Below are 22,010 nucleotides of genomic sequence, written 5' to 3'. Positions count from 1 at the left end.
TTTATTGTTATGAGTTAATTCTTTTTCAGCCTTCGCTATTGCGCTATTATTCCATCCATATCCCAAAGGTCTTCCCATCCTTTAGCCGTTTTCCACAGAAATACTTGACCTTTAATTAAACGACTGTTTTTATCGATGGTCGCCATTTGTTTCATTTCTGCTTCGGTCAGAGGATGGTGAGTTACGGCTTCCAGATTACTGATTATTTTTGATGGTTTTACCGAAAAGGGAATGACAACTTCACCCCGTTGAGCCGCCCATTTAATGCAAACAACAGCGGGATGGACATTTAATCTTTGTGCTATTTTTAATATTTCAGGGTCTTCAATATCCACGGTGTCGGTTGCCGTACGATCGCGTTCGGGGCGTTTGGGCGAGCCTATTGGCGAAAATCCAATGGGCACTATTTTGTTGGCGGTCATATAATCAAACAATTCCTGTTGCTGGAAGTGAGGATGCAGTTCCATTTCGTTTACAACCGGTTTAATTTTTGCGTCGCGAAGCAATAGTTTCATTTTGGCAATGGTCATGTTGGAGGTGCCAATATTTTTTACCAGCCCCATTTCGACCAATTGTTCCATTTGACGCCAAACCATCATGAACTCCTCATGAATATATGGTTTTGAATCCGGGTTGCGGGCATCGCCATCGCAGCCTGGCGCATGGTAGTTCGGAAATGGCCAGTGCACGAGATACAAATCGAGGTATTCCAATTGCAGATCTTTTAACGATTGTTTGCAGGCGGCAATGACTTCGCCATTGCCATGCCTGTCGTTCCATACTTTGGAGGTAATCCAAAGTTCTTTGCGCGTTACCACGCCTTCGTCAATGACCTTGTTGATTGAGACGCCGATCTCTTTTTCATTCATATATACAGAGGCGCAATCGATGTGTCGGTAGCCATGTTTTATGGCAAACCCGACAGCAGTAGCTATTTCATCGGCTGAATAATTGTCAGAGCCAAAAGTGCCGAGGCCTACAACCGGAATTTCACTGCCATTATTTAAAACCACCTTGGGTACTGAATCGGGGTCAATTTTAGCGTATGTTTCTTCTTTAAACATATTGTTTATTGTGAGTTGCGTTCTTAGATTGTTCTGATTTAGAATATTTAACGTGCCGTTTTGTTAGCCCTGTTGTTTCATTTTAATGGCTTTGTAGCCAAAGCGACCAATCACCATAAAACAGATGAATGGTAGAATAAAAGAAACGTTAACTGCCGGTAATGATGCTATGTGTCCCAGGTCGATAATTGCGCCTTGTAATGGTAGCATTAAAGCCCCGCCTACAATGGCCATCACCAGACCGGCAGCACCTATGGTGGCGTCATCGCCCAGCCCTTCGAGCGAGATGCCGTAAATGGTTGGAAACATGAGTGACATGAATGCTGAAGTGGCAATTAAACAGTATAAACCGGGCATCCCATTTATCAGGATAACGCCCGCCGTTGTGAGCATGCCCCCTATGGCGAAATACATTAACAATCGACGCGAGTTGATATACTTCATTAAAATAGTGCTGAGAAACCGACTGGTTAAAAACAGCGTCATGGCTATGATGTTGTAATTTTGTGCCGTGGCTTTATTGACGCCTAAATTTTCGGCGTATTGAATAATGAAGGTCCAACACATAATTTGAGCAGCAACATAAAAAACCTGGGCAATAACGCCTTGTCGATATAATTTGTTGTTAATTAATCGTTTGAATATTATGCCGACAGGGGTGGTTGTATCGGTCCGTTCTATTTTTGGCATTTTGCTTACGGCGATTATCACAAACATCAGAATAACCACTAACCCCAGCACTACATACGGATCACGGATGACCAATAAATCGGCCGTACGGATGATGGCTTTGTCGGCCGCGCTCAAGGTGTTAAAAATAAGGTCGCCCGCTTCATTGCGTACATCCGATTGTAAGGCTGACAATATAAGTTTTGACGCCACAAACATACCCAATAGTGAACCGAAAGGATTGAATGCCTGTGCCAGGTTTAACCGGCGTGTTGATGTTTCGGTGCTGCCCATGGAAAGGATATATGGATTGGCAGTCGTTTCAAGAAAAGCCAGGCCAAAGGTTAAGATGTAATAGGCCACCAGAAAGAAGCCGAATATTTCATAGCGGGCTGCCGGATAAAACAGCAGTGCACCAATGGCATACATGGCTAATCCTAACAGTATGGCTTTTTTATAACTATATTTTCTTATAAAAAGGGCGGCTGGAATAGCCATGGTGGCATACCCCCCATAAAATGCTAATTGTACCAGCGCTGCTTTTGCGTTTGAAATTTCCAATACCGTTTTGAAAGCGGCTACCATTGGATTGGTTATGTCATTGGCAAAGCCCCACAACGCAAATAAACTGGTAATAATGATGAATGGGCGTAGATATTTTTTTTCAACGATTTGGTTTTTTGTCATGGCTGGTTGTTTTATCCAATGGGGGTAACCCCTTTTTTTAATAGAATATTACCATATTTAACTGTTTCGCCGGTGATAACAACGGCAAATGCACGGCGCGTTCTGTCATAAAAATCAAAACGACCAATGCGCTCAATGGGGGCTATGTCAGGATTGGTTTTATGTATTGCCTTTAAATAGGCTTCTTCAACAGACGGATCCAGAATGTCGCCTTTAACGGGGGCCATCATTGCGATGGGAGCCGGCACATAACTGTCTAATTCGAATAGTGGTAATATGGCTTCCAGTAAATCGGGGATGCGCAAACCATCGGCTCGCAATACATTATTGTTGAACGATTCACCCGGGAAGTGAGCATCGGCCAAAATGATTTCATCGCCATGCCCCATGCGGGCTAAAACTTCCAATAATTTGGGACTGATGATAGGTGATATTCCTTTTAACATACCGTTTTTATTTATTGGTTTAATATAATTTTTGCTGAGATGGTTATTTTGTTGTTTGCGACAGTGGCGTCATTTTTAATTCGCTTCATTAATTGATTGAAGGAATTTTGAGCCACCAATTCTTCCGGTTGTTCAATGCAGATGATGTCAGGCGCGAAAGCTTTAATAAAGGGACTGTCGCTAAAGGCCGCAATCTGAATGGCCGTGCGGAGGTCTTTTTTCCTTTTTTTTAGTTCCGTTAAAACGCCAACTAAAAGAATATTGGAATCGCAAATTAAAGCATCCGGGCTGATTGTTTTATCGAAGAACAGTTGTTCTACTGCATGTTGACCATCTTCTTGTACAAACTTTTTATTCAGTAGAATGGATTCTCTATAGGAGAGGTGATATGTGGCTAACCCATTCAGATAGCCATTATGTCTCTCCTTAAATACGTTGATTTGCTGTGGCCCACCTATGTGTGCAATTTTTGTGCACCCTCTTTTTACCAACAATTCAACGGCACTGGATACAATTTCTGCATTATTCACTGTTACTTTGCATGCCTCAATATCCTCCCTGATGCGGTCGAATAAGACCAGGGGAATATGATACTTTCCTAATTTCTGATAATGTTCAGAGGTGTCCGTTTCCATGGCAACCGATGCAATTACGCCTGCTATATCATGTTGAATAATGGTGTCAATGATTTGTCTTTCCTGATCTGAACTTTCATTTGATTGAAATATAGAAACAATATAACCTTGCGATTCGGCCATGTTTGTAACTAAACTGATTATGTTGGAGAAGAAATTGTGATTGATATTGGGCACAATTATGGCAATTACATTTCGTAAACTACCTCTTAAATGTAATGCACTCATATTTATCTGGTAACCATTTTTGTTGGCGTAGTCTAAAATGCGTTTTTTTGTTTTTTCCCGTACGCGGCTGTCGTTGCGTAATGCGCGCGAAACGGTTGAATGATGGATGTTCAGCGCAACTGCAATATCTTTTATGGTAATACGTTCTTTCATATGATTATAATTTGTTTTTCAGTTGTCATATGGAACTCGCCGGAATTAATCATCCCTCTGTGTGAGAGTTCCCTATCATGGCTCGTTTCATATGATTATAATTTGTTTCTCAATTGCCATATGGAACTCGCCGGAATAATCATTCACCTGTGTGAGAGCTTACTCTCATGGCTCGTTTCATATGTTTAAATTTATCTTTCAATGGTCATATGGAACTCTCGATGAATTTTAATCATTCTCCTGTGTGTATTTTAGAATGCTAAAATTCATGTTCGTTTCATATGATTATATTTTGTTTTTTAAGGTCATATGGAACTCGCCAGGATAATCATACTTCTGTGTGTGAATCAATTCCCATGGATCGTTTCATTTTTATATTAATTCACACGTGTGTAAAAATACAAATATTTTTTAATTACTTGATTTTATGAGTTTTTAATTTTTTGTCTTACCGTGATGTTTTGATCCAAATTAAGTAGTAATTATCAACTGTTTTTGCGGTTGTTTTTTTGGATGATACAATGTCATGCATTTTTAGGATCGTGTGGATGGGGGTGAATTGTTTTTAATATGTATCTTTATTTCGTCCTTGAAAACATTTTGGTTTGCCTCTCCACCATAAGTGGGAGGCTTTTTTTTATTTAACCCGAAAGTGTTATTGGGTTATAAATTTAATATATTTTAGTGCTATAACAATATCTCTACTGTTTCGCATCATTATTTCTACCTGTTAGTTTTTATGTTTATGTACTTTTCGTGATCGGTTTCGTGAATTATATTTAGTGTCTGTCCATAATGTTGGGCGTTTGAGCTGTAAAGTTCAGATTAAAGGCTTGCGTAGCTCGAAAAATGTGAGTTTACTGATGTAAATGACCATGTTGAGAGCAAGCGTAACGCAGAAGTTGGACTTTATATACAGACTCTAGTGTTTGGCCGAAATTTTTAGTGGGTGATAAGAAAGCTTCATTGTGAGGCTTTGGAACCTTTAAAAAAAGTTATTTACGTATGAAAAGTTGTTATTTAGTTGTAATGCTGGTTTTAACAGCGTTACTGAGTGAGGTTAAAGGCCAGGATGGTAGTTATTTGCAAAAGAGCTGGAAAGAGGTTTCAATGCGAATGCCTGATGCGTGGTACGCTACGGCCGAGGCGATGCAGGTGGCTGAGAATGTTTTGATTTGTCAGAAGGAGGTTGGTGGATGGGCGAAGAATATACCTTATCATCAACCGTTAAGTCAAGCCGATAAATCAAAGTATCTGGCGACGCGAAACGAGGTTGGAGCTACCATCGACAATGGGGCAACAACCATGGAGTTGCGGTTTTTGGCCAAGGTTTATACCTGTCAGCCTGACCAACGGCTTCGGGATGCCTTTTTTAAGGGTATTAATTATATCCTGGCGGCTCAGTATGAAAATGGCGGATGGCCACAGTTCTATCCGCTAAAAAGTGTCGATCATTATTCATCCCATATCACTTATAATGACAATGCCATGGTGAATGTTATGTTGGTATTGCGTGATTTGTATGAAGATTCAGCCTGTTTCAGGGCCTTGAAATCAGATTCCTCATTACGGCAGGATGCACGGGCAGCCTTTGAAAAGGGGGTAATGTGTATTCTGAAAACGCAAATCAGGGTGGATGGTGAGCCGACGGTTTGGTGCGCTCAGCATGATGAGCATACTTTTGAACCTGCCAATGCGAGGGCTTACGAGTTGGCGTCGTTTAGTGGCGCTGAATCGGCGGATATTGTAAAATTGTTAATGGATATTGACTCGCCTACGCCGGATGTTATTGCGGCTGTTAAGGGCGCTGTATCATGGTTCGAAAAGCACCGGATTGAAGGTGTTCGGTTAATATGGATGACCAATAGAGACGGGGAACGTGACCGTGTGGTTGTCAATGACCAGGAGGCGCCGTCTGTATGGGCACGGTTTTACGACTTAGAGACGGAAACGCCTTATTTTTGTGACCGCGATGGTATTAAACGATCCACACTGGCCGAAGTGGGGTTTGAACGTCGTACTGGTTATGGCTGGTACACTTATGCCCCTGCCAAAATACTGAATGATTATGCGGATTGGTTAAACAAATGGGTGAAATAATGACGTCATTTTTTTAGCTATTATCTTAGGTCAGATCGTTGTTTTCCACAATAAAGATATCGCCGATATTTATCTGAGCCAGGTTTATCATGGCTTTAGCCACTTGCCTGGCTTCTATGGGACGATATTTTTTTAAGGGACCAAACATTACATAACGAAGGGGGCGCATAATCCACTCACTTATTTTTTCACCCGGCCGGAATTCATGACGGTGGCCCAAAAGAAGAGATGGACGTATAATGGTGAGATTTTCCAGGCCGCAGGATTTCAAAACCTGCTCCATCTGACCTTTGGTACGCAGATAGAAATTCCCCGATCGCGGGTTGGCACCCATGGAGCTGACCACGATGAAGTGACTGCATTTGATACCGGCGGCCCAACGAGCCAGGTTAACAACAGCATCGAAGTCTATATCACGGAATTTGTCCTGTGAGCCGGCTTTTTTTATTGTGGTACCCAGGGCACAATACACTTCGTTAATGCCTTGGGTGGGCAGTGATTCAAAGGTCGCGAAATCACAGGGATGAAATATAATCCGCGGGTCGGTGAGCGCTGGTGCTCGTCGTCCCGGGACATGAATCTCCAGATATCGGGGATCGTTTAACAGTTGCTTAAGCAGATGGCTGCCTACCAAACCAGTGGCGCCCGCTATAACGGCTCTTTTTACGGTGTTTCTATTCATGCTAATGGTTTTAGTGTTTGCCCGAAAACTTTTGCGACACATCAGGAAGCTCTTTTTTGAAGCTCACGAAGCTTGAAAAGGTGAGCTGACTGATGTTTATGGCCGTTTTAAAAGTAATCGTAACGAGTCTGGTGCCTGTCCATAGACAAACACTACCTATAACAATTCAATGACAGAACCGTTCAAAAAGGAATGAGTGCTTGCAAGAAAAGTCCGGCTGTTGCGTTATGCTTGTCCCCAAAATGGTTATTTACGGGAGTAAACTCACATTTTGTCGGCTTTTGCAAGCCTTAAATTTGAATATTTTTTATCAGGCACTTGAGTTTTTTTGCAGGTACTAATTAGTGCCTGTCCAAAAACTAAGTGTTTGAAATATAAAGTTCAAATACGAGGCTCGCGACGTCATAAAAATCAAGGAGTTTACCTTTCGTAAATGACTGTTTTTATGACAAGCATAACGAAGTAGTTGACTTTATAAACAAACACTAATTATAGAAAAACTTCCGGCTTCAACGGTGTCTGGCAGTTGGTAAACAATCGGTTGGTGACCTCCTGAATTGTCGGGGTATTGAATGTACGTGCGTCTTCAGGACAACTTTTTATGCAGGCGCAACACCAAATACACAGGTCTTTGTTGGTCTCTACCGTGCTGTTTATGGTGATGGCGTTTGTGGGACACACTTCTTCGCACCGACGGCATAAAGTACAAATGGCGGCATCTGTCGCGGGTGACTGGGGTGCGCTGTCTTTACGTGGTTTGTAAGGCCGGTGTCCCGGGATGGCTGGTACGGTGTGACTTTCAGGTGATTTAAGAAGTCCGGCGACTGACTGTCCAAATTTGAAGGCGGCCTCTTTGTCTGCCTGGTTGGGGCGGCCTGTGGCTATGGGATAGCTTTTGGTCGAAAAGCTGTGCTCTGCCACGAAAGCCCCGGCGGCCAGAGTTTTGAATCCGGCTGCGGTGGTCAGGTCGTGTAATTCGAGTAGCGCATCTTCATAGGCGCGATTGCCGTAGCTTACCACGGGAACAATAAAACCGCCTTTGCTGCTTAGTTGATGTAGTCGTTCAACGGCCACTTCAGGCAGCCGGCCTGCATATACCGGCATCCCGATGATTGTGACACTATCATTGTCTATCACCGTTTTGGGGGCTTCGTTTTTTGTGAGGTCGATGAGGTTGATGGGGGTTATGGCTAATCCTTTGGCTATGGTTTCAACAATTTTACGCGTGCCGCCTGTGGGCGAAAAATAAACTAAATTGATTTTTTTTGAGGACATTATTAATGGTTTGGTATTATTGTTAATGAACACGTTTCAGTGGTCGTAATTTTTAGTTTTGTTTCATGGCCGCCAGTATCATTTTAAGTTCGCTGAATGAAAAGAGGTCGCCCACAATTTCTTTAGCCTCGGTTAAGGAGTTAAACTTGTGGCCTTCCAGTAGCCGTGTGGCCGATTTTATTTTTTCGGTGTCGAGCACTTTTTCTATGGCCAGATCACCTTTTTCGATACATTGAGCCAGATGGCTTTGGATGGTCGAAACCGCCAGCGTTCTTTTTTGGGCTATCTCTGCCGGTGATAATCCCATTCTGAACAGATCGAGTGTGATTTCGGCCGTCGGTTTTTTTATTTCTTTCTTTTTTTCAGGCGCCTGTGTGAAGTCCAGCTCTTCGGGTGCCATATTATGGTCGATGCGGTAGGTCTGTATGAGTTCCAGCAGTTCTTTCCCAAACTGTTCCACTTTGCGTTTGCCAAGGCCTTTTATTGTAAGCAATTCTTTGAAGGACGACGGCATTTTATCGGCCAGGGCAACCAATGTTTTAGTGGAAACAATCATATATACAGCCACGTTGAGTTCGTCGGCCCGGGCGTCGCGCCATTGGCGTAGTATCGAGTACAAGTCAGGACGCGTAGAGGCGGTGAAGGTGGACGTGGATTTACTTCTGGCTTTTGCAACGGCTTTGTCGATGTTGCTTTCTGATTTAGCTGCCAGGTATTGACTGGTGGAAAAACCTTTCTGACAAATGGTGAGTGTGTCGCGGTGCGTGCGATAGCTCTTGTCAATGTAATCAAGCAGTTTTGTTATGGTTTTGCGTATTTCTTTATTATCGCTTTCTATTTCAAATTCCAGTTCCCGGTTTTTGAGAGGAAGGAGTTCCTGAAATTGTGCCATAAAATAAGCGCAGCCTTTTTGTATCCGTTCCTGTAAATGGCGGTGTTGTTCGGCCGGCAGGTTTTCGTTTAACAGGCGCAATAGCTGTTGATGAAACGATTGGGCCACCTCTATTATCTTTTCATCCATTGCCGGAAGCAGCTGTGCGAGTTGCTCGCAGCCGGCTCCCAATACCGATGTTTTATTTTTGTCGATTTCCATTTTTAACCGCCCCAGCAGTTGTCTGAATCGTTCGAAGTTGAATAGTTCAATGATGAGTTCGCGTTCATATTCTAACTGAAACGATTTTATTTTTTCTTTTGTGGGAGGATTGGTTGCTGCGTCATGAATAAAGCTGTTTACCTCATGACTTGATATGATGCTGTTGGGGTTCACCGGCGATGCGAGTACTAATCCTTGCAGCGACCGGCAGCGGCTAAGAGCCACATAAACCTGTCCGTGAGCAAATGCGGCGTTTGAATCAATGATGGCCCGCTCGAAGGTGAGTCCCTGACTTTTATGAATGGTGATGGCCCAGGCGGTTTTGAGCGGTATCTGAATGAATTTTCCCACCGGCGTTTCTTCTATCTGATTGGTAGATTGGTTGAGCGTGTATTTGTAGTTAATCCACTCGGCCGGCGTCACCACAATGGGGTCGTCCAGATCGTCGCAACGAACGGTTACCGATTCCTTCTGTATGGATTCAACCATCCCAATTTTGCCGTTAAAAAAGAGTTTGTCGCGCGATGCGTCATTTTTGATGAACATGACCTGAGCGCCTTTTTTTAACACCAGGCGGGCATCGTTGGGGTATATCATTTCCGGGAAATTGTCTTCTATGGTTGCTTTAAACGTCATCGAAGGCGATGGCAGCTCTTTCAGCTTTTTTTGATTGATGAGGTCGGCTTGCCGGTTATGGGAGGTTAGCGTGATATAGCCTTTGGGCGCTTCAAAATTGGGGATGTAACGACTTTGGAGTATATCTATCGTTGTTTGCGAAATTTTATTTTCCCTGATTTCGTTTAGTACGTTGATGAAGGTTTCCTCGGTTTGGCGGAAGATGTGTTTCAGTTCTATGGTTTCAGCCGGGCATTGTTCCAGCACTTTACTTTGAAAAAAAAATGGTCCTTTATAATAAGCCTGAAGCAATTGCCATTCATTGTCTTTCACGACGGGGGACAGCTGTTGCAAGTCGCCAATCATAAGAACCTGTACGCCTCCAAAAGGTTTGGAGCGGTAACGGTAGCGTCGTAACACGCCGTCAATGGCATCCAGCAGGTCGGCACGTACCATACTTATTTCATCAATCACCAGCAGGTCGAGGCTTCTGATAATATTGAGCTTTTCACGGCCAAAGCGAAAGGTGTTTTCGCCATGTTGTTGTTCTTTGGGAAGATAATGATTGGGTATCTGAGGCCCGAAAGGAAGTTGAAAAAATGAGTGTATCGTGACACCGCCGGCGTTGATGGCAGCCACTCCTGTGGGCGCTACAACCACCATGCGCTTGGGTGAGGTGGCTTGCAAATTCCGAAGAAAGGTGGTTTTGCCTGTACCTGCTTTCCCGGTTAAGAATAGATTTTTGCCGGTCTTTTCGATGAATTGTCGCGCCAGCTCCAATTGTGGATGGGCAGTTACGGTGGTACTCATGAGTTGTGATTTCTGTTTGAACTATAAAAGTATAAAAATTGAAGATTAATATGGCTTTTTATAGTTATCAGTTACCAGTGTGTCTTTTTTATGGGATATGGTTATTTATTTTTTTGTTGTTTGTTGGGTTTTGGGACTGTTGTTTTGTGTTTGTTTGCCATTTGGTTTTAAAAAAAACGCGCTGTTGTTTTTTTGTCTTTTTGAGTTTTCTGGAAGCCACTGTTTATAACCCTTTCAGGAGGTGGTAAAAAGGAGCGGTCCTTTTACCCAAAAGGAGCGGCCCTTTTACTGAAAAGGAGCGGTCCTTTTACTCAAAAGGGCCAGTCCTTTTTATTGAAAGGATCAATCCTTTTTTCAGAAAGGATTAATCCTTTCTGAGAACACTTGAAGGTGATTGAATAAAGTAACCGTTGTATTTGTTATCAGGGCCAGATTCATTGTGATCTGGTTTTGGGTATTCTTTTTACAAAAAGAATCATTGGTTGCACTAAAAGATGATGCTTAAATGTGATTTTTGTTAGTCGATGCATATAATGGCTACGTCTGGCTGACGTCAATAAATGAAAAAATAGCACCGGCTTCTGATTATTACCTGAAATTGGTCGTTGTAATTGTGATTGGCTGATAGTCAGGGTTTGACTTGGGCTTAAAGCTAAAACGTAATGGTTTATTCATTAAATAGTCGGGAGCTGACTTGCATCAGGGGTGAAAAATAAAAGGTTATTTTTTTTAGTTTTTTGGCCGAAATGTGTACTTTAGCGCGTCCAAAAAAACGGTCTGTAGCTCAGCTGGCAGAGCAGCTGACTCTTAATCAGCGGGTCCAGGGTTCGAGCCCCTGCAGACCGACCAAAAAAGACGATTCGAATTATTTCGGGTCGTCTTTTTTTATGGTGCATTCTAAAGTATTTCTCAACTAGCTTTCTTAACTCGAAAAATTAGAGTTGACTGGTGCAGATGACTATTCTGAGAGAAGGTGTAATGGTGAAGTTCTCAATATAGGGCTCCCCCCTGTGAATATCCCAGATCTTAAAAGTATAGATAATAAGCCAATCTGTAATTATTTTTTTGTAGTCTTATTTCCCCTTTTAACTGTTTTATGAAGTACTAATTGTAAACTGCTTCATCAATTATTGCGCCTTTTACGTGTGCCTGTAACAAAGTTGTAATTTTACGAAAAGACTTCTGCAAGCCTGATAATTCTTTGAGTTTGATTATCTTTGGTAGCAGTCACATTTTTTATTGCTGACTATTTCTGAGTTTCTAAAACCACATCCGGCCTGTTAAACGTTATACAATATGTATCCCTATCACAATAAAATTAAACAACGGATTAAAAATAATGAGTTAATAAGGTATGAGTATGTGGATAAATATAAGTCCATCAGCCCATGCCTGCTATTATATTTTTCTACTGAGCCGAAGATCCGGCCTATCCGGGAGCATCGTTTTAAAGAATATGAACTGATATTAAAGAATGCCTGTACATAAGGCGGTTGAGCTGTAAAGTTCAAAATTAAGGCTTGCGAAGTTCAGAAAGTGTGAGTTTACTCCTGTAAATGACCATTTTGAGAGCCAGCGTAATGCTGAAGTTGGGCTTTATAGACAGGCTCTAAATTGATATAAAATGATTTACAGACTTATAGTGTTTCTCGTGTTAAATTTTGGCGCGTTGGCAATTGGAAGCCAATTTACCCGCATTGGTGTGCCTTCCGATTGGTATGCAGGTATTGTTAAAGCTCCCTGGACGCCTCCCGGATGGATGTTTGGTGCTGCCTGGACGACCATCATGATTTGCTTCGGCTTTTATATGGCCTATGCCTGGCCGGCCATCGATAACAAGAAGCTTTTGATCCTTCTGTTTGCCGTTCAATGGCTTTTGAATGTCGCCTGGAATCCAATCTTTTTTTACTTTCACAATGTTGGGGCAGGCTTGTTTGTAATTACCCTGCTGACGGTTCTTGTCACTTTTATGCTGTTTTTTTATCTGACAGAATTGAAATTCAAATCAATTTTAATAGCTCCTTATGTGATCTGGCTTTTAATTGCCACTTCTTTGAATGGCTATATATTACTGAAAAACTGAATAACGATGAGGTGTCAGATTTTGCTGTAGGTGCGCATTACAACGATAATTCTATTGTTTCTGTGTAATGCGCGTTTCAACGTTTGGCATTTGATCCTAAATTATATTTAATGTTTTACATTGCCGATTTGCATATTCATTCGCGGTTTTCCAGGGCTACCAGTAAACAGTTGAACCTGGAATCGTTGTATCAATGGGCACAGATTAAGGGTATTAATGTTATAGGAACGGGCGATTTTACGCATCCTCAATGGTTTCGTGAGTTAAGTGAAAAGCTGGAGCCCGACGGAACAGGGTTTTATCGGCTTCGAAATCCGCCTGAAGAGACGGGATTGCCCGGCGTGAAGGTGAAGAACACCGAGGTACGCTTTTGTTTATCGTCCGAAATTAGCTGTATTTATAAGTATGGTGATAAAGTACGTAAAAATCACAATTTGGTATTTGCGCCCGATCTTGAAACAGTCGCGCGAATCAATGCGCGTTTGTCTGCCATCGGAAATTTAACTGCCGACGGGCGTCCTATACTGGGACTGCCGTCGCGTGATTTGTTGGAGATTGTGACATCGTGTTCTGACAGGGCCTATCTTATCCCGGCACACGTTTGGACCCCCTGGTTTAGTACACTCGGATCAAAAGGCGGATACGATAGTGTGGATGAGTGTTTTCGTGATCTGTCGCCTTTGGTGTTTGCTCTGGAAACAGGCTTGTCGTCTGATCCCATGATGAACTGGCGATGGAGTGCCCTTGACCGGTTTACCTTAATTTCCAATTCAGATGCTCATTCGCCCCGTAAGATAGGGCGGGAGGCTACTCTTTTTAATACCGGACTGAGTTATGACGAAATGTTTTCAGCCATGAAGAGTCGCGAAGGTTTCGTTGGTACTTATGAGTTCTATCCCCAGGAGGGGAAATACTTTTTGGATGGCCATCGCAATTGTGGTATCATTTGGGATCCTTCCGAGACACGGCGCTATAATGGAATTTGTCCGGTGTGTGGGCATCCCATCACGGCGGGTGTTCTTAACCGGGTAGAAGCATTGTCCGATCGCGACGAGGCTATGCCGCCTGCCGTAAAGCCTTCTTATAATTATATTATTCCGTTGCCCGAAGTTTTGGGTGAGATAAAAGGGCTGGGACCCGAAAGTAAAGCCGTGCAGGCTGCTTTTGTACAAGCGTTGTCGCAGTTCGGTAATGAGTTTTCGTTGTTGAACGATGTTCCTGTTGAAGATATTAAAAAATATGACGTCCTTTTGGGCGAAGCGGTGCGACGTATGCGCTGCGGTGCTATCAATGCCACGGCCGGCTACGACGGGGTTTTTGGTCGTATAAAGGTGTTTGAAGAGGGGGAGATCGGGAAATTGAGTGGCGAGCAATATTTATTTGATCTGCCGTTGGTTCAGGTTGCTGAAACGGCTCAGAGTTATGAGTCTGTTAAACCCCATGCAGGCACAGCAACCGAACCTTCTTTTTCAACGCATGGTTTGAATGAACAACAGCAGGCGGTTCTTGACAGTGATGCGGCCATGCTACTGGTTAAAGCTGGGCCGGGAACGGGTAAAACCAGGGTCCTGACCGAATGGCTGGCTGACATCCTTCAGTCGGGACAGGCCTTGCCGTGCGAAGTAATGGCGATTACTTTTACACGTAAAGCAGCCGGTGAAATAAAGTCCCGTCTGGTGACTGCCGCCGGCCCAAAGGCAGATGAGGTGCGTATTGGAACTTTTCATGCCCTGGCATGGGATATGCTCAAAGCGGCTTGTCCTAACCTGAATACTGTTTATGATGCCGGTTCGCGTTTATCGGTGCTTCGTTTTCTGAACCCCGGACTTAATGAGGCGACGTGTAAAAAGCTGGCTGGAGCAATGGCTGATTTTATGGAGACGGCGAAGGCTTCGGAGATGGTTGGTTTTGACCAGACGGTTGACGTCTATCGTAATTATCTGGAAAGTTGCGGTGCCGTTGATTTGTCAGATATTATCGGGAAGCTGGTGTGGGTGTTGGAAAATAAACCAACGTATCGGACGGTATGTTGCGACGCGCTAAAAGTCATCGCCATTGACGAGTTTCAGGATATTAATCCCATGCAATACCGCCTGATTGAACTTCTTGGGGCTGATAAGCGCCTCTTGGCGATAGGCGATCCCGATCAGTCGATCTATGGCTTTAGAGGTTCTGACCTGCGGTTGTTTTTTAAATTTGAGACGGCTTTTAAACCCGCGGTTTTTGGGCTGACACGCAATTACCGGTCGGTGCCGGGTGTGATTAAAGCGGCCGCCCGCGTAATTGGCCATAACGCCCTTCGCAGTCATTTGTTACTGACCCCCCAGCGTGCCGGACGCGATAAGGTGACGCTTTTTAGTGCGCCGACGCCCGAACAGGAAGCGGCTTTTATTGCGGCTGAAATTGAGAAGAAAGTGGGAGGTACCAATTTGTTGTCGGGTGGTAAAGCTTTTTTTGAGGGTGACTATGGCTATTCGGATGTGGCGGTGCTTTACCGTTCGCATCTTGTGGGGCGACAGCTGCTGAAGGCGTTTAAGGCTGTTAATATGCCGTTATTGCTGGTTGATGGGTCTAATATTTTGTCTCAGGCACCCTTCGATTTTGTGGCGCATGCCTTGCAACTTTCACATAACCCGCAGGCTTTTATCGCCCTCGAAGGGGTGTTGTCGCACTTGTCGGGTTGGAACCGTCAGTCGGTACGTGATTTCCTGACCCGTTTGCGCGAAACCACAGAATCATGGCTTACCATTGATGTTAATTCCGGGTCGGAGAAACGGGATGCGGCTTTTATCGAATATCGTAAGTTTTATGAAGAGACAGCAGAGCGCCTGAAATCAACCGGCGTTAAAGGGGTTATTGCTGAATTGATGAACCGGTGGTTGCCGGCTATCGACAAAAATGAAGAGTTGGCTATGAAAAGGGAGCTGTTGTTGACGTTGGCGGAGGATGCCGGCGAAGATGCCGGGCTGTTTCTTCAGCGGCTACAGCTCGATCATTTTACCAATGAAGGGGTGGCAAAGGTTCAGGGCGTGCGGTTACTGACGTTTCATGCGGCCAAAGGACTGGAGTTTCCGGTCGTTTTTATTGCCGGTGCCGAAGAAGGTATTTCGCCGTCGGTGTACAACGATTCGGATACCGAGGAAGAACGACGGTTGTTTTATGTGGCATTGACGCGGGCCCGGGATGAATTATATATCACCAATTCGGCAAGCCGGATGATATACGGCAGTGAGCAAAAACAGAAACCTTCACGTTTTATTAATGAAATAGGTCAGGATTTGTTGACGAAAGCCGCGAAGGACCCTGCGAAGCCTTCACGGGTTAATAAGGATGAAGGACAAATGTCTTTGTTTTAAACCCGCTTTACTGGTGCAAATGACCATTTTGAGAGCAAACGTAACGCAGATGTTGGATTTTATAGCCAGACTTCTGACTTTATGGACAGGTACGAGTCAGCGTTTCTTCTTAAAGAATTCTTTGACCAATTGGCTGCATTTGTCTGCCATGACACCTGTAATATATTCTGTTTTAGGATGAAGAGGTGATGGCGACAGACGAGAGAAGCCGCGTTTGTCGTCGGGTGCGCCGACTACCACTCGTCCCATTTGTGCCCATCCAATGGCGCCGGCACACATAATGCAGGGTTCCATAGTGACGTAAAGGGTACAATTATTAAGGTATTTGCCTCCCAGTGTTTCTGCGGCGGCTGTAATGGCCAGCATTTCGGCATGGGCCGTCACGTCGTTGAGCGTTTCGGTGAGGTTGTGCGCCCGTGCGATGATTTGTCCCGCACTGACGATTATTGCGCCTATGGGAACTTCATCCTTTTCGGCGGCTTTTTCTGCTTCTTTCAGCGCTTGCTGCATAAAATAGTTATCGCTGAAATTGATCTCTTTTGAATTTTTGGCGCTGTTCATCGTTATCTTTTCGTTTTTGTCTTTTAGTCTTTGGTCTAAAAGTCTTTTTTTCTTGTTAATTTCGCAAAGATATTCTAATTAAAAATGGAAGCAGGTAAATTTGACTTAAATGCCTGCGATCTTAAAATAATACAGAAAATTTTTTACAATGTACAGAACTCATACTTGTGGTGAATTACGACTTTCGGATGTCAACAAAACAGTGACCCTTAGTGGTTGGGTACAACGGGTGCGCAACCTGGGTGGAATGACGTTTATTGATCTGCGTGACCGATATGGCATAACCCAGTTGGTGGTGAACACCGAAACACAGTCTGATTTAAGTGCCGCTGTTCGTGAGCTGGGCCGCGAGTATGTGATCCAGGTAGAAGGCACTGTTGCCGAACGTAGCAGTAAGAACAGTAAAATATCGACCGGCGAAATTGAAATTGTTATCACGAAGCTTAATGTGTTGAATAAGTCGGAGGTGCCTCCGTTTACCATTGAAGATGAGTCGGATGGTGGCGATGAATTGCGTATGAAGTACCGTTATCTTGATTTGCGTCGTAATCCGGTTCGTCGTAATCTGGAGTTGCGTCATAAGATGGGTATCGAAATCAGAAATTATTTGAATCATCTGAATTTTCTGGAAATTGAGACGCCGGTTCTCATTAAATCAACACCCGAAGGTGCCCGCGATTTTGTGGTTCCTTCGCGCGTGCATCCCGGTCAGTTTTATGCACTGCCTCAATCGCCGCAGGTGTTTAAACAGTTGCTGATGGTGGCCGGTTACGACCGCTATTTCCAGATTGTGAAATGCTTCCGTGATGAGGATTTAAGAGCCGACCGGCAGCCTGAATTTACCCAGATTGATTGCGAAATGGCTTTTGTAAATCAGGAAGATATAATGACCACCTTCGAGGGATTGGCCAAGCATCTTTTTAAGTCTTTGCGTGGTCTGGAGATGAAAAATGAATTTCCTCGTATGTGTTATGCCGATGCCATGGCAAAATATGGTTCTGATAAGCCGGATATACGCTTTGGAATGGCGTTTGAAGATTTAACGACATTGGTTCAGGGTAAGGGTTTTAAAGTTTTTGACGACGCGGAATACGTGGGTGGAATATGTGCAACGGGGTGTGCCGGTTATACGCGTAAGGAACTGGATAAACTCACGGAGTTTGTGAAACGACCACAAGTAGGGGCTCAGGGTTTGATCTATGTGAAATACAACGAAGATGGATCATTAAAATCGTCTGTTGATAAGTTTTTTGACGAAGGTCAATTAAAAGGTTGGGTTGAAGTTTTGGACGCTAAGCCGGGCGATCTGCTCCTTGTTTTGGCCGGTCCCCGTAAAAAAACGCTGACGGCACTTGGCGAGCTCCGTTTGGAAATGGGCAACCGCCTGGGATTGCGCAATAAAGAGGTGTTTGCGCCGTTATGGGTTGTCGATTTTCCGCTTTTGGAATGGGACGAGGAGGCCAATCGCTTTTTTGCCATGCACCATCCCTTTACGTCACCCAAACTGGAGGATGTGCCGATGCTTGAGACCGATCCTGCACAGGTGCGTGCCGATGCTTACGACCTTGTTATTAATGGCGTGGAAGTTGGTGGCGGATCCATTCGTATTCATAACGATATGCTTCAGAATAAGATGTTTAAAATCTTAGGGTTTACCGAGCAGGAGGCTCAGGCTCAGTTTGGCTTCCTGATGAATGCCTTTAAATATGGTGCGCCTCCGCATGGCGGCGTGGCTTTTGGTTTCGACCGCTTGGTGTCGTTGTTTGCAGGCATCGATTCTATTCGTGACGTTATTGCATTTCCGAAAAATAATGCGGCACGTGATGTGATGATCGACTCTCCGTCGCCGATTCATGATGCACAGTTGGATGAGCTTTATATTGATTTGAAACCTGTTTCAAAAAAATAATTGGAGAGGTTTGAAAGAATGAATAAAAAAGGCTGTCATTTTCGTGACAGCCTTTTTTTAAGAAATAGAAATATGATTTAGTCTTGTTCTAACTTATTGGTGACCGGATTGGCATACATTTCGAGCAGACTGTGATAAATGAATTCACGATCGCCTTTAGTGCGTGCCAGATGATCTTTCAGGTATGTTTCAAATGCGGTTTTATCATTTTCGGTGTATTGCTCCTTGTATTTTGGTATGCCATTTAATAAATCCCAGGCGATGAAGTTTGCCGGCCATAGCTTATAGTTGGCATGAACGTGTTTGTCAATGATGCCTGCCAGAGCCGAAAACTGGTCGTTCTTTACGGTCAGTGCATCAATTGCCGAAATCTCATCAATTAGGGGTTCGCCAAATGAAAAATGAATATGTCCTTTCCGGCCTCTTAAACCGGTAGCCATATGTTTCAGGTCATCTTCCTGCGTCTTTGCATAATCAGGATTGACTTTCTTGTCATAGAATTCTTTGGCCTTTAAATAATCACAGGGGTCACATTCGTATGATATGGATACGGGAACCAGCTTAAGTTCTTTGAAGTTTTCTGATATGGCATTGGTCCCACTGATGTTGAGCATTTTAAGCAGGCTTATCTGTGTGCGGTCGTTGCCATCTTTGGAGCGCCCTTCACGTTGCGCAATCCAAATGCTTCTGTGCTTTTGGGTTATTGTATGACGGATATAAGCCGACAAAGTTCTGGAACTCTCCATCATCTGTTTTATCGGCAGATTCCTTTTTACAATAAAGGTGCGGTTCAGTTTTACCAGGTCGGTAATCCATGGAAATATTAATAGGTTGTCACCTATGGCAATTTCGGTGGTGTTAAAACCATTTTCTACCATTAATACATTGAGGATGGCAGGATCCAACACAATATCGCGATGGTTTGATATGAAAAGGTAGGATTCTTTGGGATCTAATTTTTCCAATCCATTGGTGGTTACACCACGCGTTGTGTTTTCCAATACTTTTTTTACATAAGCCGAGATCACTTCTTCCTGAAATTGTTGGATGGAAGTCATGGTCATTAACCGGTTCATAAATTCATCCGCAGGCTGCCCGGGATACAAAAATCCCAACAGGTTCATGAACGATTGCTCTTTTTTCAGACGGTTGAATACAGTTTGAATCTCGTGATCCTCGTATGGTCTGATGGATTCAAAATCCAATTGTTTCTGATTCTCCATTAAAACAAATTATCTAATTGCCTTCAAAATTACATTAATCAATCAAGTTTATGAAATATATCCAGATAATTTCCCTGATCTCTTTCTTTTACTGGGTCGCTTTAATAGCAGTTTTTGGGGATAGCGGAAAGAGTTTTCTTGAAAGCACTAAATTAGAGTCTGTCCATAAACTAAGTGTTTGAAATATAAAGTTCAAATCCAAGGCTTGCAAAGTCATAGAAATCAAGGAGTTTGCTTTTCGTAAATGACTGTTTTTATGACAAGCGTAACGCAGAAGTTGACTTTATAGACAAACATTAATTAATTAGAAGTTCCCAATATTCCAGTGCCCGGCGTGTATGAGGTATTACAATGGTGCCCCCTACAATGTTAGCAACAGCAAAGACTTCCATAATTTCTGCGGTGGTAACTTTTTGTTCATAACATTTTTCCAAATGGTATTTGATGCAGTCGTCGCATCGCAGAACCATCGAGCTGACCAATCCCAACATCTCTTTTACCTTACTGCTTAACGCTCCTTCGGAGTAGGTGTTGGTGTCAAGGTTAAAAAGTCTTTTAATAACCAGGTTGTCCTGAGCCAGAATTCTTTCGTTCATTTTTGCCCGGTATTCACCAAATTCTTTAATTTTTTCTTTCGACATTGCTTTAATTTTTAGAAACAAAATTAAGGTAAATTTTTTGGTTCCGTATTTTAAGGTTTTAGTAGTGTCTGTTTTTTTAAGTAATGAGATTGAGCTATAAAGTTCAAATTTAAGGTTTGTTTGGCTTGAAAAAGGTGAGTTTTATTGGGTAATTAATTTTTTTGAGGACAAGCGCAACACCGAAGTTGGATTTTTCTTGCAATCACTAATTTTCTAGCAGAAGAGGTAGCAGTATCTTTTTTATTATTTAATCGTACAATTTTACAAATCTGACTATATTTACTATTGCAATCGACTTATAAACGCGTTGCGACTAATTTATCTGAAGATTGTTCATAAAGTCGGAAGTTGGATTTTTCTGACAGGCATTATTAAAAAATTAAATTATGAGACGTATACTTATCCCGGTGGATTTTTCCGAAGATTCGGTGTTTGCTATTGAAGTAGGGGTGCAAGTGGCAAATATGTTGAAAGCCAAAGTTCGATTGATGCATGTTCGGACAGGAAAATCTTATCATCCCCAGTTTCAGAAAGACAATATGTCGACATTTTTATCTGATGTTGAGGATACATATATGAAGCAGCTGTTGGAACAGGGGCAAAAAAAATATACGGTCGTCAACGGGGAGTTGGATTATCGGATTCGGGAAGGTAATGTGGTGCGGGAGATACGAAACGAGGCACGCTACGATGATTCCAGTTTGATAGTGGTGGGAACCCATGGTGTTTCGGGTGCTGAAGATCGTTGGCTGGGAAGTAATGCTTACCGTTTGGTGGCCAATGCTCCTTGTGCTGTTCTGGCTGTGCGGCATAGCATGACTTTTCACGGCCACCAAAAAATACTGCTCCCGGTTGATTCAACCAAAGTTAGTCGTCGCATAGTGCCTCAGGTAGCTGGTTTGGCAACAGCCATTAATGCAGAGTTGTTGGTAGTGGGGGTTTCTTTTCGTTCGCGCTGGCTTATTCCCGGACGTATTGAAGCTTATGTGCGGCAAGTTGATCGGTTTTTGAAAAAAATTCCTGACATTAAATACGAAAGTTGTGTGGTTGATGGCAATAAAGGAGCCGATTATATGCTGAAATTAGCCCATGAAAAAGGAGCTACCATTGTTGCATTGCCTGTTAAACAGGATGGCAATCCTTTTGGCAGTATTTTTGAACCTTTTGCCAATGAGTTGCTGAATATTTCTGATTTGCCACTTTTTGCTGTGCCCGAAAAAGAATAATACGTTATCTTTGTCACTCTTTTTTTAACCTGATTGGTAATGAAAAGGTTGTTGATGATTAAAAGACCGATTTTATGATGAGATTACTTTTTGTTTTCTTTCTTTTCTGCTCTTTTTTTATGAAAGCTCAGAATACTGATGGAAACGTTGAGACTACGGTATTCGATAAAGTGGCGCAGCGTGCTTTTGGAGAGGGGCAGATTGTTTTGCATCAGCCAGCGTCTTTGCAACACCTGATGCAGGGATATGTTTCCAGCAATGAGGCGAATCCAAGGATTGAAGGGTTTCGTATTCAGCTTTACTCAGGAACCGGAGCCAAAGCGCGACAGGAAGCGCAGGAGGTAAAAACCAAAATGTTGAGCAGCTTTCCGGATGTGAGTGTATCGGTTGAATATAATGCCCCTTTTTGGCGAGTGCGAACCGGAAGTTTTAGGCATAAACACGAAGCGTTACCTCTTTTAAAAAGGATAAAGCCGGGTTTTCCCAATAGCTATATTGTTCGGGATGCTGCCATAAAATTATCGGAGTTGCAGTAATCTGAAGCCTGTTGAATG

Annotated in this window: 16 protein-coding genes and 1 tRNA gene; 7 read left to right on the top strand and 10 right to left on the bottom strand. The window is 43.2% G+C overall.

Annotated features, from left to right (window positions below):
- Positions 1-35 precede the first annotated feature (35 nt).
- The 4 genes from ACT3CD_RS13845 to ACT3CD_RS13830 form a co-directional block, all read right to left on the bottom strand.
- Positions 36-1,064, bottom strand: coding sequence for an aldo/keto reductase (locus tag ACT3CD_RS13845; protein ID WP_444646236.1), 1,029 nt, complete (start codon positions 1,062-1,064; stop codon positions 36-38).
- A gap of 63 nt (positions 1,065-1,127) precedes the next feature.
- Complete coding sequence (fucP, locus tag ACT3CD_RS13840) at positions 1,128-2,420, bottom strand: L-fucose:H+ symporter permease (RefSeq protein WP_444646235.1); 1,293 nt, start codon at positions 2,418-2,420, stop codon at positions 1,128-1,130.
- An 11-nt stretch (positions 2,421-2,431) separates the two neighbouring features.
- Positions 2,432-2,866 carry an L-fucose mutarotase gene (fucU, locus tag ACT3CD_RS13835; RefSeq protein ID WP_444646234.1) on the bottom strand — a complete coding sequence of 145 codons (435 nt, stop codon included), beginning with the start codon at positions 2,864-2,866 and terminating at the stop codon, positions 2,432-2,434.
- An 11-nt stretch (positions 2,867-2,877) separates the two neighbouring features.
- Positions 2,878-3,882, bottom strand: coding sequence for a LacI family DNA-binding transcriptional regulator (locus ACT3CD_RS13830; RefSeq protein ID WP_444646233.1), 1,005 nt, complete (start codon positions 3,880-3,882; stop codon positions 2,878-2,880).
- Between the two features lie 1,005 nt (positions 3,883-4,887).
- Between ACT3CD_RS13830 and pelA the strand changes: the two genes are divergently transcribed.
- On the top strand, positions 4,888-5,982 hold the full coding sequence (pelA, locus tag ACT3CD_RS13825) for a pectate lyase (RefSeq protein ID WP_444646232.1): 1,095 nt from the start codon (positions 4,888-4,890) through the stop codon (positions 5,980-5,982).
- 25 nt (positions 5,983-6,007) lie between these two features.
- On the opposite strand, the gene ACT3CD_RS13820 is transcribed toward pelA, so the two are convergent.
- The 3 genes from ACT3CD_RS13820 to ACT3CD_RS13810 all read right to left on the bottom strand — a co-directional run bounded on the left by ACT3CD_RS13820 (position 6,008) and on the right by ACT3CD_RS13810 (position 10,457).
- On the bottom strand, positions 6,008-6,664 hold the full coding sequence (locus ACT3CD_RS13820; RefSeq protein WP_444646231.1) for an NAD-dependent epimerase/dehydratase family protein: 657 nt from the start codon (positions 6,662-6,664) through the stop codon (positions 6,008-6,010).
- A 489-nt stretch (positions 6,665-7,153) separates the two neighbouring features.
- Positions 7,154-7,939, bottom strand: coding sequence for a 4Fe-4S binding protein (locus ACT3CD_RS13815; protein WP_444646230.1), 786 nt, complete (start codon positions 7,937-7,939; stop codon positions 7,154-7,156).
- Between the two features lie 52 nt (positions 7,940-7,991).
- Entirely contained in the window at positions 7,992-10,457 is a 2,466-nt protein-coding gene (locus tag ACT3CD_RS13810) for a helix-turn-helix domain-containing protein (RefSeq protein WP_444646229.1), read from the bottom strand.
- Positions 10,458-11,230: 773 nt separating this feature from the next.
- On the opposite strand from ACT3CD_RS13810, the gene ACT3CD_RS13805 reads away from it, so the two are divergent.
- From ACT3CD_RS13805 to ACT3CD_RS13795, 3 genes are all read left to right on the top strand, one after another.
- A tRNA-Lys gene (locus tag ACT3CD_RS13805) sits at positions 11,231-11,306 on the top strand.
- Between the two features lie 775 nt (positions 11,307-12,081).
- Entirely contained in the window at positions 12,082-12,540 is a 459-nt protein-coding gene (locus tag ACT3CD_RS13800; RefSeq protein WP_444646228.1) for a TspO/MBR family protein, read from the top strand.
- A 110-nt stretch (positions 12,541-12,650) separates the two neighbouring features.
- The gene (locus tag ACT3CD_RS13795; protein ID WP_444646227.1) at positions 12,651-15,896 is read left to right on the top strand and encodes a UvrD-helicase domain-containing protein; all 3,246 of its coding nucleotides are present in this window, start codon (positions 12,651-12,653) and stop codon (positions 15,894-15,896) included.
- 96 nt (positions 15,897-15,992) lie between these two features.
- On the opposite strand, the gene ACT3CD_RS13790 is transcribed toward ACT3CD_RS13795, so the two are convergent.
- On the bottom strand, positions 15,993-16,457 hold the full coding sequence (locus ACT3CD_RS13790; protein ID WP_444646226.1) for a nucleoside deaminase: 465 nt from the start codon (positions 16,455-16,457) through the stop codon (positions 15,993-15,995).
- 148 nt (positions 16,458-16,605) lie between these two features.
- Here ACT3CD_RS13790 and aspS point away from each other — a divergent pair, with 148 nt between their 5' ends.
- On the top strand, positions 16,606-18,366 hold the full coding sequence (gene aspS, locus ACT3CD_RS13785; protein WP_444646225.1) for an aspartate--tRNA ligase: 1,761 nt from the start codon (positions 16,606-16,608) through the stop codon (positions 18,364-18,366).
- Positions 18,367-18,443: 77 nt separating this feature from the next.
- Here the strand turns inward: aspS and ACT3CD_RS13780 are convergent, their stop codons facing one another.
- Both ACT3CD_RS13780 and ACT3CD_RS13775 read right to left on the bottom strand, forming a co-directional pair.
- Positions 18,444-19,589, bottom strand: a complete 1,146-nt coding sequence (locus ACT3CD_RS13780; protein ID WP_444646224.1) for a 1-acyl-sn-glycerol-3-phosphate acyltransferase — start codon at positions 19,587-19,589, stop codon at positions 18,444-18,446.
- A gap of 296 nt (positions 19,590-19,885) precedes the next feature.
- Entirely contained in the window at positions 19,886-20,230 is a 345-nt protein-coding gene (locus ACT3CD_RS13775; RefSeq protein WP_444646223.1) for a carboxymuconolactone decarboxylase family protein, read from the bottom strand.
- Between the two features lie 386 nt (positions 20,231-20,616).
- On the opposite strand from ACT3CD_RS13775, the gene ACT3CD_RS13770 reads away from it, so the two are divergent.
- Both ACT3CD_RS13770 and ACT3CD_RS13765 read left to right on the top strand, forming a co-directional pair.
- A complete protein-coding gene (locus ACT3CD_RS13770; RefSeq protein ID WP_444646222.1) occupies positions 20,617-21,456 on the top strand; it encodes a universal stress protein in 840 nt (279 codons plus the stop codon).
- 74 nt (positions 21,457-21,530) lie between these two features.
- Positions 21,531-21,992 (top strand): SPOR domain-containing protein, encoded by a 462-nt coding sequence (locus ACT3CD_RS13765; protein ID WP_444646221.1) that lies wholly within the window; start codon positions 21,531-21,533, stop codon positions 21,990-21,992.
- The last annotated feature ends 18 nt before the right edge of the window (positions 21,993-22,010 follow it).

This window comes from Geofilum sp. OHC36d9, from assembly GCF_052400685.1.
Classification (GTDB): domain Bacteria; phylum Bacteroidota; class Bacteroidia; order Bacteroidales; family Marinilabiliaceae; genus CAZHHH01.
This window is presented reverse-complemented; position numbering and strand designations above follow the sequence as displayed.